The sequence below is a fragment of the Bacteroides sp. D20 genome (genome assembly GCF_003436255.1).
GTDB lineage: Bacteria > Bacteroidota > Bacteroidia > Bacteroidales > Bacteroidaceae > Bacteroides > Bacteroides uniformis.
On the sequence record NZ_QSOO01000007.1, the window covers coordinates 160317 to 175265 of the forward strand.

The window sequence follows — 14949 nt, forward strand, 5'->3', positions numbered from 1 at the left end:
TTTTTCCTACTGACCGTTTATCCCAGGAATGAAATCAGCACACCCGCCGCAACAGCCGAACCGATTACACCGGAGATATTACTGGACATACAGTAATTCAGCACATGGTTTTTCGGGTCATACTTCGTTGCTATTTCATTGCAGACACGGCTTGCCATGGGTACGGCACTCAGGCCGGTAGCACCAATCAGCGGATTGATCTTCTTCTTGCTGAATAGGTTGAACAGCTTCACAAAGAAAATACCTCCCGTAATGGACAATGCAAATGCCAGGAAACCACCAATCACAATACCGATAGTCGTCCAATTCAGGAATGCCTCACTGGTCATCGTGGCGCCAACGCTCAATCCTAAGAAGATGGTAGCTGCATTCATGATACTATTAGCAGCAGCATCAAACAAGCGGCTTGTATCCGAACCGATTTCCTTAATCAAGTTACCGAACATCAACATACCAATCAAAGGTACTGCTGTGGGCACAAATAAAGCAACAATCGTAGTCACTGCAATCGGGAAGATAATCTTCAATACACGCAGATTCTTAATCTCGGTTTTCGAAGGATACAGCTTCTCCTGCTCCTTCATGTTAATCATCAATTCCCTCTTGGTACAGAACAGCTTCACCACCATCGGAATGATGACCGGTACCAGCGCCATATAAGAATAAGCAGCAATGGCAATCGGTCCCAACAGATGGGGAGCCAGCTTGATGGTAGTAAAGATAGCCGTAGGACCATCGGCACCACCGATAATGCCCAACGCACCTGCTTCCTGCGGAGTGAACCCTATCATCACAGCACAAAGCAGTACGGTGAAAATACCTAACTGCGCAGCCGCACCGAATATGGAGAGACGCAAGTTACGGAGCATCGGACCGAAGTCTGTCAGCGCACCCACACCCATAAAGATAACAGGCGGCAGAAAGCCGGTCTTAATCAGCATATAATAAATGAAGTTCATCAGTCCGAGGTCGTGCGCAATCTCGTGCAACGGCATCTCCCAAATATTCTTCATCACCCCGCCTACCATGACCATTCCGTTTTCATCTGCCTGAATCACCCCCATCTCGCCGCCGGGAAAGTTGGCAATGAGCACACCGAAAGCGATGGGTACCAACAACAATGGTTCATAGTGTTTCTTGATACCTAAATAAAGCAGGATGAAAGCGATGGCATACATCACGAGGAACGACGGATCAGCAATGATGTTGCTGAAGGCCGTCATATCATAGAGTTTTGCAAATATATCTTCCATTATCCTATCTTCATTAATACATCATCTTCAGAAACAGAGTCACCCGGATTGACACAGATGGCAACAACCGTTCCATCAAAGTCTGCGCGGATGGCATTGTATGTCTTCATAGCTTCGATATAGCAGAGGAGGTCGCCACTCTTCACCTTGTCACCCACTTTCAACGGGGTTTCCTGCGCATTCTTTGTCAGGAAGAACTTGCCTTCGAGCGGAGCCGGAACGTCCTGACCTTCGCCTACGGGGGGAGCTGTCACCTTTTCGGTGGCCGAAGCGGGCAGGTCGATGTCACCGTATGCCACCGTCACGCGGTAAGCCTGACCGTCCACCTGCACAGTGAGCGTCTTGGGTTTGGCATCGTCCAGCGGAGACTTGTCACGTTCGGCACGGCGTTTCTCCACATCCTCCAGGAAGTCCTGCTTGGCCTTGCCACTCTTGTAAGCCTCGTATTGAGCCGGGTGCATGGCGTATTCGAAGAGCTCTTCGTCGTCCTCGCCCAGTTCCCACTTGTTCTCCTTCATCAGCTTGCGGTACTTGTCCAGAGCATCGGGATAGTTGTCCTGCGGATTGCCGGTGAAGAACTTGCGTCCTTCGCGTTCGGCCTTCTCTATGATTTCGGGAGCCAGCTGACCCGGCAGCTTACCTGCCTTGCCCAACAGCATATCCCAAATGTCATCGGCAATCATACCCCAGCGTTCCTTGCCTTTCTCCATAGCAATGACGTTCATCATGGAAAGGTTCTTGACGTACTGGCTGAACGGAGTCACCAACGGGGGATAACCCACGCGCGGCCAAACATATGCCACTTCGTTGAACAACTTGATGAGCAGTTCATCCTGCTTCATGAAGGGCAGGTTGCGTTTTGCCTTGTATTTGTTGATGGACTCCAGATTGGATTCCAAGTCTGCCATCAGACTGCCCATCATGCCACCCGGCAGTCCGGGACCAATCAGCAGGGAGTTCATCAGGCGGTTGCGCGGGCTGATGTACAAGCCAAGGAAGTCGTCCATAAACTCCTGGATGAGTGCGCGTACCTTCATATATGCCTCCATATTGACTTCGGGCACCTGGAAGCCTGCATCCTTCAGCATGGCCTGCACACTGAGCAAGTCGGCATGTCCCGTACCCCAGGAAAGCGGCTCCATGCCTACGTCGATATAGTCGCAACCCGCTTCGCACACTTCAAGAATACTTGCCATATTGAAACCGGGACCCGCATGACTATGATACTGGATAGGAATATCGGGATGCGCCGCCTTGATATTGGCCACAATCTTGCCCAAAGAAACCGGACGTCCGATACCTGCCATATCCTTGATGCAGATTTCGTCGGCACCTGCCTTGATAAGCTTCAGTGCCATCTCCGTGTAGTATTCTACGGTATGGATGGGTGAATGGGTGATGCAGAGCGAGCATTGGGAAATCATTCCGGCATCGTGTGCATAGCCAATAGAAGGAATGATATTGCGGGTATCGTTCAGACCGCAGAAAGTACGCGTGATGTCCGTACCTTGCGCTTTCTTCACCTTATAGAACAGCTTGCGCACATCGGCGGGCACGGGACTCATGCGGAGGCCATTCAGGGCACGGTCCAACATGTGGGTCTGGATACCGGCTTCATGGAACGGCTTCGTCCACTCGCGCACGGCTTTATTCGGATTCTCCCCAAACAGCAGATTTACTTGTTCAAAACCTCCACCATTGGTTTCCACGCGCGCAAAACAACCCATCTCAATGATGGCGGGAGCTACTTTCACCAGTTGGTCAACACGGGGTACATATTTTCCGGCACTCTGCCACATGTCCCTGAATACCAAACTGAACTTAATTTCCTTTTTCATACTAAATTATTCGGTGTGTTTTTATATAAGATTATTATTTCAGATTTTTTCTACCTTAGCAACTTTACCCTTACCTTGTGTCACTACTGTTACGGCTGCACTGATAGCTGCCAGAATATTACCGGGGACAGGTGCGGGACCATTTGCCGCAGCTTTAGCCGGTGTCACCTCTTCGGGCGCATATTTATTCACCAATGCAATAAGAGATTTTCCTAAGTTAATAACAATCAGCAGGATAGCGAAGACTGTTGCCATACCTACCACCATCAGCAAAAGTGCTGTATTCAAGTTTTCCATATTATAAATTATTAGTTATTCAGCCGAATTTACGAAAAATCGCTCGAAATTAGCGATAATCCATTAAAGAAAGGCAGAGAAGAATGATAAAAGATGCTAAAAAGTAAAGCTTCCCGCACAACCAATGAGGCGGTACAGGAAACTTTTAGCATAAAACGGTGTCAGTCATCAATTGCTTTCAAGGAAGGAGAATCAGCCCAACGGATTCTCACCCTGGTCGCCGTCGTTGCCGCCGGGGGTTCCACCGGTATTGTCGCCGGGAGTAGTACCGGTGGAGGTAGAAGTCTTACCCCACTCTTTCCAAACAATCTTTGTATTCACCATGCTGCGGGTAGTCACCTGATTGCCACTATTACGCTCCACTTCGGGCAGGAAACGGACACGTACTCCGTTTATCAGCGAAGCGCTTACCTCCTCAGCCGTCGGCACCCCTCTTTTGGTAGAGGTAGCAGTATAGTAGAAAGTGCCTATACCGTCTATCTTCACAGTACGTCCCTGCCCCATGAAATTGCTCAATACACGCCCCAAGTTCTCCATCACCGCATACGTGTCACCACGGGTCACGGTAGAAATGAAAGACAGTTCATCTGCCACTTCACGGGTAGTAACCGCCTTGCCCCAGGTTACTGATTGAGGATACCACAAATCGTTTACTTTTTTTTGAACTCTTTTAAAAAATGCCATAATCGTAATGTTTTAAATGATTAATAATAGGTATATTCTGTTTCTCTTGTCTCACCCGAGAAGCAGAAGTTTTCATCGTGAGGCCTCAACGATTCAGCCGTCTGCTTTTCTCAAATTCGATGTTGCAAAGTTAGGGTGGGAAACAAGGGAAAACAAGAAAATGGCATCTACAACCGATTTTCACAAATCACTCAAAAACAAAGGATTACAAAAACCATATCTCTACAAGAAGAAGGGGGGAAATAAAGCTTAAATAAGAGGAATAAGGTGATAATCTCTACAAGCGACACACGCAAACCCCTGATAATGAAGCCACCTGTATCTTCCTATCTCTACAAGGTAATTGTTATAAGTTATTCTTTGCAATATGACATCATTTATGAGTTTATGCCAGTGAAAAGAAAGAATAAACACATAGAGAGAATGTGCCTCTCTACGTGTTTGGCTGATTTTACTTTGTTACCGCATTATACAAATCCTGATAGGTTTTCACCACACTATACACCAAAGTTCTATCGGCAGGTTTCGAGCAGGCTGTCAGCCCCAGAAGGAGAATCAGCAGGAGAAAAAGGAAGGTATGTTTCATCTTGAAATTTTGTGTTTATAATAAGTAAGGTGTAAAATCGGTAAGGAACGAGCTTACTTCAACAGTTTTCATAATCAATGCATATTAATCGTTGCAGAAACAAAGGTAACACTTTCTTCCCACAATAAATAAAGAGGTACAAAGTTTTTCATTACTTTGTACCTCCTCTTTTTCTTCGACTTGCATCATTTATAGCCGTGAGTCAGCAAAAATCGTATAGCTTAGAACTCGCTCGTAAAGTGGAACTTGATATGCTTGAAGTCCATCTGCGCCATCTGCAACACATATCCGCTGTCCGCCAGGAACACATCCCTACCCTCGCGGTCTTTCGCCATGTACTGGTATTTGCGCTTCTTGAAGGCTTCCAGTTCAGCCGCATCATCGCTCTCAATCCAGCAGGCTTTATACAGACTGAGCGGCTCCCAACGGCACTTCGCACTGTATTCGTTCTCCAGACGATACTGGATGACCTCGAACTGCAACTGCCCCACCGTACCGATAATCTTACGCCCGTTGAACTGGTTGACGAACAACTGCGCCACACCTTCGTCCATCAACTGGTCGATACCCTTGGCAAGCTGTTTCTGCTTCATCGGGTCGGCATTCTCAATGTACTTGAACATCTCCGGAGAGAAACTCGGAAGCCCCTTGAAGTGAAGCGCCTCGCCTTCGGTCAGCGTATCGCCAATCTTAAACGTACCGTTATCCGGCAGGCCGATAATATCTCCCGCCCAAGCCTCATCGACAGTTGTCTTGCGCTGCGCCATGAACTGCGTAGGCGACGAGAAACGCATCGTCTTGCCATGACGTACATGCAAGTACGGGGCATTGCGTACAAACTTCCCGGAGCAGATTTTGCAGAAAGCGATACATGAACGGTGATTCGGGTCGATATTGGCGGTTATCTTGAAGATGAATCCGGTAAATTTAGGTTCTTCCGGCTCCACCTCACGTTCTTCCGCCTTCACGGAACGGGGACTGGGAGCAATCTCCACAAAGCAATCCAGCAGTTCCTGCACACCGAAATTATTCAGTGCCGAACCGAAGAACACAGGAGCCAGCTCACCCTTCAGATATTCCTCCTTATCGAATTCGGGATAAACACCGTCTATCAGTTCCAGTTCGCCACGCAGCTTATCGGCCAGCTGGGCACCAATCCGGTTGTCCAATTCCTCGGTATGGATGTCCACTTCCACCTTCTCCGTCACTACCTGCTTGCTGGGCTGGTAGAGGTTGAGGTTATGCTCGTAGATATTGTAGACACCCTTGAAACGGACACCGCTCTCGATAGGCCACGTCAAGGGACGCACGTGGATGTGCAGTTCCTCCTCCAGTTCGTCCAGCAGGTCGAACGGGTCTTTGGCTTCACGGTCCATCTTGTTGATGAAGATAATCACCGGCGTATTACGCATACGGCAGACCTCCATCAGCTTGCGTGTCTGCGTTTCCACACCTTTCGCACCGTCCACCACGATGATAACGCTATCCACAGCCGTCAGCGTGCGGTAGGTATCTTCGGCAAAGTCCTGGTGACCCGGAGTATCGAGGATGTTGACCTTGTAGTCATGGTAGTCGAACTCCATTACAGAAGTGGTAACGGAAATACCACGCTGTTTTTCAATATCCATCCAGTCCGACGTTGCCGTCTTCTTTATCTTATTGCTCTTTACGGCACCCGCCACCTGGATTTGTCCACCAAAAAGCAACAGCTTCTCGGTCAATGATGTCTTACCGGCATCCGGATGCGCGATAATCGCAAACGTTCTCCGTCTCTCTATTTCGTTGTTATTGGCCATATATCAATTAGTCAGTAATAATCACTCTTCCAAATTCTTCATGCAGACGGCAAGGCTCGCCTCCCAATGGGGTATATCGATGCCGAATGTCTTCTTTATCTTTGTCTTGTCCAACACGGAATAATGCGGACGCGGCGCCTTGGCAGGAAACTCATCCGTATGCAGCGGGCTTACCTTGCAGGTCTTTATGCCGGCCAGGCGATGGATAGCCAACGTGAAATCATACCACGAGCACACACCCTCGTTGCTGAAATGATAGATACCGGGAACAATCCCCCGGTTGACAGCCGCAAAAATGGCACGTGCCAAATCATTGGCATATGTCGGTGTGCCTATCTGGTCGAAGACAACCCCCAGCGTCTCTCGCTCACGTCCCAGACGAAGCATCGTCTTCACAAAATTATTCCCGTAAATGGAATAGAGCCATGCTGTACGGATAATCATGGCACGGCTGCAATGCTTCATCACCGCCTGCTCACCTGCCAGTTTGGTAAAACCATATACTGAATTGGGACAAGTAGCCGCCTCTTCCGTATAGGGGGTGTGTCCGGTTCCGTCGAAGACATAGTCGGTGGACACTTGTATCAATGCAGCACCGCAAGCTTCGGCAGCAGCAGCCAGATAGCCCGGCGCGACATGATTCAGCTTGTCGCAAAATTCCTGATTGTCCTCCGCCTTGTCCACCGCCGTATAAGCAGCGCAATTCACGATTACATCTATCCGGTTGTCCTTCACAAAACCGTGCACAGCTTGTTCGTCGCAAATGTCCAATTCCTGCACGTCAGTGAAAAAATAAGCATGTTGTCCGTTTTCTTTCGACAACACTCGCATTTCATTGCCAAGTTGACCGTTGGCACCGGTTATCAGAATATTCATTTAATAAAGTTACACTTATATATAGAATGTTACGATGAACAATATTTTCCTTCATAATTATCAATCATCCACTATCAATTATCCATCAACTCCAGTTCTCCCCGCTTCTCCTTGTCATAATAGTTGGCAAGCAACGAGATGAAACCACTGATGGCCTCCATAGCCTTTGCCGTGCCCTGACTGATTTCCTTCTTCTGCAAGCGTAACAGCAGCACTCCATAAAGCGCCTCGAAACAAGTGTCTACCTCAGACTCCTCTTTCCGGCCGTTCTTCTGACGCAGTTCCACGATAAAAGGCAGTGCCTTGAAATAAGCCGCATTATAGAACGGATATTTCGTAGAAGCCAGCAATTCGCCATGCAGCTCCGTCAGATTCAGAATGACATTACGGTTGATTTGCAGATGCCCTTTTTCCGTTACGCCTTCCGCACGCATCATACCTGCCAGGTTTCCATACCATTCTTCCAGCGCAGGCCGTTCCTCCTCCGGATAGCGCAAGATGATGTTCTGGCGTATCCGGTCTATGTCACAGCCGTTGGCACGGAGCAAGTCCTCCACCTGCCACATATATATAAGGTATTCGGCTATATTCTTCTCTTTCAGTTGTTGCGCAATCTTCACGATAAAATGTATGAATTATGATTTTTCACCTTCCCACTTTCACCTTTCCACTCAATACAGTGATTCACCCATCAGCGTAAACACCAGTCCCAGCACAGACACCACAATGACAATGCTCCCGATAATACGGTTCAGTATCCAGATACCTCGCAGGTTGAATTGTGTACGGACCTTATTGACAAAAAAGGTTATGCCAAACCACCAAGCCAAAGCACCCAATGCGATGGCCAGGTATCCGGTAACGGCCTCGAACACCAGCACACCCTCACTTACAAAAGCAAAGCGAGCAAAAAGACCTACAAAAAGGAAAATAATCAGTGGATTGGAAAGTGTGACGGCAAATGCCGTTATGAAGTTATGGAAATAGGAACCCTTATTGGTGGATACCGGCCGGATGGACTGTACCGGATTGCTGCGGAACGTATAAATGCCAAATGCCAACAGAAGAATGCTTCCGAAAAGCTGCAGGTAAAAGATGTTCTTGTTGACATAATCAAAAACGAAACTCATCCCGTAGCCCGTCAGCAAGGCATATGCAATATCGCTTAGCGAAGCTCCTATCCCCGTTACGAAACCATACCACCGTCCTTTATTCAAAGTACGCTGAATACACAATACTCCTACAGGACCCAATGGCGCGGACACAATGACGCCGATAATGAACCCCTTCCACAATATGTCAAATATGGTCTCTATCTGAATCATGGCTGCAAATATCGGACTTTTTTATGAGACGAACGAATAGTGTTAACGTTTTTTCGACGGAAAAGGATTTTAAGAAGTAAAGATTATCCATTTTGCATATTATTCCGTATATTTACCCCCGAACTTAACAATCCCCCCAAAATGAAACGATTTAAAAGACCTTTAGCACTCGTTTCCATGACCGTCTTGCTACTGACGGCATGCGAAACTCCCGTGGAACTCGATGTGATTCCATATCCGCAGTACACCCAAACCACGTCAAAAACAATCAAACTGCCATCCACGGTAACTTTTTCAACCAATCTGACAGAACCAGACATGGATGACCTGCTGGCCTATCTGCCGGACTTTGCCATCCCCATGAAGCTTGTCGACAAGAACCCTTTTGTAACGATAGAAGTAACGGACGCAACGGATAATCCAATCGCTGCCGAAGGCTACAACCTGACTGTCAGCAAACAAGGCGTAAATATCCAGGCTTCCTCCGCAGCAGGTGCTTTCTATGGCCTGCAAACCCTGGCACAACTAGCCCGTAACGGAAAGGAACTGCCAGTCACGACCATCAAGGACGAACCCAGATTTCCCTATCGTGGGCTGCATCTGGATGTTTCAAGGCACTTTTTCAACACGGATTATGTCAAAAAGCAAATAGACCTGATAGCCACCTACAAAATCAACCGCCTGCATTGGCATCTGACCGACGGTGCCGGATGGCGGCTGGAGATTCCGGGCTACCCTCGCCTGACGGAATTCGCAGCCTGGAGAAAAGCCGCCAATCTGCAGGATTGGGGGAAATACGACCACCGCTTCTGCGAGAAGAATGAAGAAGGAGCCTATGGAGGCTACTATACGGAAGCAGATGTACGCGAAGTTTTAGAATACGCCCGCTTGAGGCATGTCACCGTTATCCCCGAAATAGAAATGCCGGGACACTCAGGAGAAGTGCTGGCTGCCTATCCGCAATTGTCCTGCACCGGCAAGCCTTATACATCCGGCGAAGTCTGTATCGGTAACGAAGAGACCTTCAAGTTCTTCGAAGACGTGCTGGATGAAGTGATACGGCTGTTTCCTTCCCGGTATATCCATATTGGAGGCGATGAAGCCAGCAGACGCCACTGGAAGACATGCCCCAAATGCCAGAAGCGCATGAAGGAAGAAGGACTCAAAGATGAAAGTGAGCTGCAAAGCTATATGATAGCCCGCATAGAGAAGTACCTCAACGACAAAGGGCGTGAAATCATCGGCTGGGATGAGATACTGGATGGAGGTCTGGCCCCCAATGCAACTGTCATGTCGTGGCGAGGTACGGAGGGTGGCATTGCCGCCGCCCGCATGGGGCATTATGCCATCATGACACCGGAGAGCCACTGCTATCTGGACCACTACCAGGATGACCCTGAGACACAGCCGCTGGCGTTTGGCGCCTGCATCCCCATCGGACAGACCTACTCCTACGACCCGGCTCCCGATTCATTGGGAAGTGATATCTGCAAATACATATTAGGCGTGCAAGGCAATGTATGGGCTGAATATCTGCCCACTTACGAACATGCCGAATATATGATATACCCACGCATCATCGCTCTGGCAGAAGTAGGCTGGACTCCCATGGAGAACAAGCATCCGGAGAGTTTCAAGAGACGTATCAACAACGAAATACGATACATCCGGACGAAAGGGTACAACCCGTTCACCTTGTCGGAACAAGTGCAGACCAGCCAGACCGTTGACTATGCCAAGAAAAAAATCATGCTGTCCCTCACCTCCGAAAAACATCCGATTGACATCCGCTACACAACGGACGGCTCCGAACCGACTGTATCTTCCAAGTTATACAAGAAACCGTTTGCCGTAAAAGACTCCATATTGCTGACCGCACGCCTTTTCGACGGAGAAAAGCCTATCGGAAAAAGCCTTCACCTGCGTACCGACTACCATAAGGGCATAGGCAAAAAGATAATCTATGCACCGGGCGGCGGATACTATCAGCATAAAGAAGTATACAAAGGCGGCGGTGACGCCGGTCTCCTCGACGGACTTCGCGGCGGCAAAAGCTACATGGACGGACGATGGCAGGGCTTCTGCCCCAATGATTTGGATGCCATTATCGACCTGGGCGAAGTGACCGCCATACATCGGGTCATGGCCAACTTCATGCAAATCCGTACCCCACAAGTATTTCTCCCTGCCAAAGTGGAAGTATGGGCATCTGTTGACGGCAAGAACTTCACCCTGCTGGGCAGTGATATCTGCAGCGAGGAAGAGGCCGGAAAGGACGTGATATTCCGTGATTTCGGCTGGATTGGCACCCCCACTGAGGCACGATATGTACGCTTCCATGCCATACAAGGGAAGAAGCAATTCTTATTTACGGATGAAATCGTCATACAATAACACACATCCGGTTTTTATGAAACAGAACAAAAAACGCATACGAGTAAAATTGCATGCGTTTTTTGTTTTCCTTTTTTTCTCCTCCCCACCGATTTTACGTATCTTTGCCCCCAAGAAGAAAAGATGAAGATACTCAAAGAAGTAACTTCAATCGTAAAATCGTAAATCGTAAAATCGTAAATATAACTATGATTCTTTTTTTCAGAACCCCATCCAAGAGCGTGATTGCCGTAGAATGTAATCATGAACTCCCCCAGGCAGACAGCGACAAACTCTGCTGGCTTTTTGGAGAAGCCACCCCCGAAAGTGAAGACAACCTGAAAGGACATTTCGTCGGCCCGCGCCGTGAGATGATTACTCCTTGGAGTACAAACGCCGTAGAAATCACCCAGAATATGGGGCTGGACGGCATCATACGCATCGAAGAGTACTTCCCCGTAAAAGATGAGAACGCAGACCACGACCCGATGCTGCAACGTATGTACAAGGGGCTGGACCAGAATGTATTTACAACCAACCGGCAGCCGGAACCGATTGTACACATCGAAGACCTGGAGGCATACAATGAAAAGGAAGGTCTGGCACTTTCCAAAGAGGAAATGGATTACCTCAAGAAGGTAGAGAGAGACCTCGGGCGCCCTCTGACAGACTCCGAAGTATTCGGCTTCGCGCAAATCAACTCCGAGCACTGCCGTCACAAAATCTTCGGCGGAACATTCATCATCGATGGAGTGGAACAGGAATCTTCACTCTTCCAAATGATAAAGAAGACCACACAAGAGAATCCCAACAAGATTATCTCTGCCTACAAAGACAATGTGGCCTTTGCCGAAGGTCCGGTTATCGAACAGTTTGCTCCGGCAGACCACTCCAAGCCCGACTATTTCCAAGTAAAAGACATCAAGAGTGTCATCTCCCTGAAAGCGGAAACACATAACTTTCCCACAACAGTAGAACCGTTCAACGGTGCGTCTACCGGTACGGGCGGTGAGATTCGCGACCGTATGGGCGGCGGTAAGGGCTCTTGGCCGATTGCCGGAACAGCCGTTTACATGACCTCCTACCCCCGTACGGAAGAAGGACGTCCCTGGGAAGAGATTCTGCCGGTACGCAAATGGCTGTATCAGACTCCCGAACAAATACTAATCAAAGCCTCCAATGGTGCCAGTGATTTCGGGAACAAATTCGGCCAACCGCTAATCTGCGGTTCCGTGCTCACTTTCGAACATAAGGAAAAAGATGAAGTCTATGGTTACGACAAAGTGATTATGCTTGCCGGAGGCGTAGGCTACGGTACCCAGCGTGACTGTTTGAAAGGTACACCGGAAGCCGGCAACAAAGTGGTTGTCATCGGTGGAGACAATTATCGCATCGGTTTGGGCGGCGGCTCCGTATCTTCCGTAGATACCGGACGCTACAGCAGTGGCATCGAGCTGAATGCTGTACAACGCGCCAACGCCGAAATGCAGAAACGCGCCTACAACGTGGTACGCGCACTTTGTGAGGAAGAGACCAATCCGGTGGTTTCCATCCACGACCACGGCTCTGCCGGACATGTAAACTGTCTGTCCGAATTGGTAGAGGAATGCGGCGGTTTAATTGACATGAGCAAGTTGCCCATCGGTGACACGACTCTGTCTGCCAAGGAAATCATTGCCAACGAAAGCCAGGAACGCATGGGCTTGCTGATTCAGGAAGAGGCCATCGAACATGTACGCAAGGTAGCCGAACGTGAGCGTGCCCCGATGTACGTAGTCGGTGAAACGACCGGCGACCATCGCTTTGCCTTCCAGCAAGCTGACGGTGTACGTCCGTTCGACCTCGCCGTAGAACAGATGTTCGGCTCTTCCCCCAAGACCTATATGGTGGACAAGACCGTGGAACGTCACTACGAAATGCCCCAATACGAAGTTTCCCAACTACACGAATACCTCACCAATGTGCTCCAACTGGAAGCTGTGGCTTGTAAAGACTGGTTAACAAACAAGGTGGACCGTTCTGTAACAGGCAAAATTGCTCGCCAACAGTGCCAGGGTGAATTGCAGTTGCCTCTGAGCGATTGTGGTGTGGTAGCTTTGGACTATCGCGGCGAAAAGGGTATCGCAACCTCTCTGGGCCATGCTCCCCAGGCGGCACTTGCCGACCCTGCAGCCGGCTCCGTTCTTTCCGTCAGCGAAGCATTGACCAACTTGGTTTGGGCACCGCTTGCCGAAGGTCTGGACAGCGTTTCCCTTTCTGCCAACTGGATGTGGCCTTGCCGTTCGCAAGAAGGTGAAGATGCCCGTCTGTACACGGCAGTAAAGGCCTTGAGTGACTTCTGCTGTTCCCTGCAAATCAATGTACCGACCGGTAAAGACTCTCTTTCCATGACACAGAAATACCCCGACGGCAGCAAAGTAATTTCTCCGGGCACGGTAATTGTTTCTGCCGGTGGAGAAGTTTCCGACGTCAAGAAAGTCGTATCTCCGGTGCTGGTTAACAATGAAAAGACTACCATTTATCATATAGACTTCAGTTTCGACAACCTGAAACTCGGCGGTTCCGCCTTTGCTCAGACCCTGGGCAAGGTAGGTGACGAAGTTCCCAGCGTGCAGGATGCCGAATACTTCCGCGATGCTTTCCTTGCCGTGCAGGAACTGGTCAACAAGGGACTGATTCTTGCCGGACATGATATTTCCGCCGGTGGTCTTATCACTACACTGCTTGAAATGTGCTTTGCCAATGTGGAAGGCGGTATGGAAATCAACCTGGATAAAATCAAGGAGCAAGACCTTATCAAGATTCTGTTTGCAGAGAACCCGGGTATCGTTATCCAGGTGAGCGACAAGCACAAGGAAGCTGTAAAGCAAATACTGGAAGATGCAGGCGTAGGTTACGTGAAGCTCGGCAAACCGACAGACGAACGCCATATTCTTGTATCAAAAGGCGATGCTACTTATCAGTTTGGCATCGACTATATGCGTGATGTATGGTACTCTACTTCTTATCTCCTTGACCGTAAGCAGTCCATGAACGGCTCTGCCAAGAAGCGTTTCGAAAACTACAAGATGCAACCGGTGGAATTCGCCTTCATGCCGGACTTCAAAGGCAAGTTCTCACAATACGGCATCGACCCGGACCGCCGCACACCTTCCGGTATCCGCGCCGCCATCATCCGTGAAAAAGGAACCAACGGCGAACGCGAAATGGCCTACTCACTCTATCTGGCAGGCTTCGATGTGAAGGATGTTACCATGACCGACCTTATCAGCGGCCGCGAGACGCTGGAAGATGTAAACATGATTGTTTACTGCGGTGGTTTCTCCAACTCCGACGTTCTTGGTTCTGCTAAGGGTTGGGCAGGTGCTTTCCTCTTCAATCCGAAAGCAAAAGAAGCGCTCGACAAATATTATGCACGCGAGGATACGCTTTCACTGGGTGTCTGCAACGGCTGCCAGCTCATGATGGAACTTAATCTTATCAATCCCGAGCACAAGAAAAACGGCAAGATGCTTCATAACGACTCACACAAGTTTGAATCCAGATTCCTCGGTGTTACTGTCCCCACCAACCGCAGCGTAATGCTCGGCTCACTGAGTGGAAGCAAACTGGGTATCTGGGTAGCTCACGGTGAAGGAAAATTCTCCTTGCCATACGACGAGGACAAATACAACGTCGTGCTGAAATACTCATACGACGAATACCCTTCCAACCCCAACGGCTCAGATTATTCCATAGCCGGATTGGCAAGTGCCGACGGACGTCATCTGGCCATGATGCCCCACTTGGAACGTGCCATCTTCCCCTGGCAGAACGGTTGCTACCCCGCAGACCGCGTAAACAGCGACCAAATCACTCCTTGGGTAGAAGCATTTGTCAATGCACGCAAGTGGGTGGAAGCCAATAAAAAATGAACTGAAC

Annotated in this window: 11 protein-coding genes; 2 read left to right on the forward strand and 9 right to left on the reverse strand. The window is 49.1% G+C overall.

The window, feature by feature from the left end:
* Nucleotides 1–17: 17 nt before the first annotated feature.
* The 9 genes from DXD78_RS09470 to DXD78_RS09510 all read right to left on the reverse strand — a co-directional run bounded on the left by DXD78_RS09470 (nt 18) and on the right by DXD78_RS09510 (nt 8655).
* Nucleotides 18–1253 carry a sodium ion-translocating decarboxylase subunit beta gene (locus tag DXD78_RS09470; protein ID WP_117652689.1) on the reverse strand — a complete coding sequence of 412 codons (1236 nt, stop codon included), beginning with the start codon at nt 1251–1253 and terminating at the stop codon, nt 18–20.
* Nucleotides 1253–3091, reverse strand: a complete 1839-nt coding sequence (locus tag DXD78_RS09475; RefSeq protein WP_005826327.1) for a biotin/lipoyl-containing protein — start codon at nt 3089–3091, stop codon at nt 1253–1255. The genes DXD78_RS09470 and DXD78_RS09475 overlap by 1 nt, the downstream gene beginning before the upstream one ends.
* 39 nt (nt 3092–3130) lie before the next feature.
* Nucleotides 3131–3388, reverse strand: a complete 258-nt coding sequence (locus DXD78_RS09480; protein WP_005835732.1) for an OadG family protein — start codon at nt 3386–3388, stop codon at nt 3131–3133.
* Between the two features lie 192 nt (nt 3389–3580).
* Entirely contained in the window at nt 3581–4072 is a 492-nt protein-coding gene (locus DXD78_RS09485; RefSeq protein ID WP_005835731.1) for an HU family DNA-binding protein, read from the reverse strand.
* 451 nt (nt 4073–4523) lie between these two features.
* Nucleotides 4524–4658: a hypothetical protein gene (locus DXD78_RS21445; RefSeq protein ID WP_005826323.1), complete on the reverse strand. Its 135-nt coding sequence runs from the start codon at nt 4656–4658 to the stop codon at nt 4524–4526.
* A 221-nt stretch (nt 4659–4879) separates the two neighbouring features.
* A complete protein-coding gene (locus tag DXD78_RS09495) occupies nt 4880–6454 on the reverse strand; it encodes a peptide chain release factor 3 (RefSeq protein ID WP_005835727.1) in 1575 nt (524 codons plus the stop codon).
* A gap of 21 nt (nt 6455–6475) precedes the next feature.
* Nucleotides 6476–7330 carry a dTDP-4-dehydrorhamnose reductase gene (gene rfbD, locus DXD78_RS09500; protein WP_009036565.1) on the reverse strand — a complete coding sequence of 285 codons (855 nt, stop codon included), beginning with the start codon at nt 7328–7330 and terminating at the stop codon, nt 6476–6478.
* Nucleotides 7331–7404: 74 nt separating this feature from the next.
* Nucleotides 7405–7950, reverse strand: a complete 546-nt coding sequence (locus DXD78_RS09505; protein WP_009036564.1) for a DUF4924 family protein — start codon at nt 7948–7950, stop codon at nt 7405–7407.
* 51 nt (nt 7951–8001) lie between these two features.
* Complete coding sequence (locus DXD78_RS09510) at nt 8002–8655, reverse strand: LysE family translocator (RefSeq protein WP_008663916.1); 654 nt, start codon at nt 8653–8655, stop codon at nt 8002–8004.
* Nucleotides 8656–8796: 141 nt separating this feature from the next.
* On the opposite strand from DXD78_RS09510, the gene DXD78_RS09515 reads away from it, so the two are divergent.
* The gene (locus DXD78_RS09515; RefSeq protein ID WP_034528573.1) at nt 8797–11049 is read left to right on the forward strand and encodes a family 20 glycosylhydrolase; all 2253 of its coding nucleotides are present in this window, start codon (nt 8797–8799) and stop codon (nt 11047–11049) included.
* Between the two features lie 188 nt (nt 11050–11237).
* A complete protein-coding gene (gene purL, locus DXD78_RS09520) occupies nt 11238–14942 on the forward strand; it encodes a phosphoribosylformylglycinamidine synthase (protein ID WP_009036562.1) in 3705 nt (1234 codons plus the stop codon).
* Nucleotides 14943–14949: the final 7 nt, after the last annotated feature.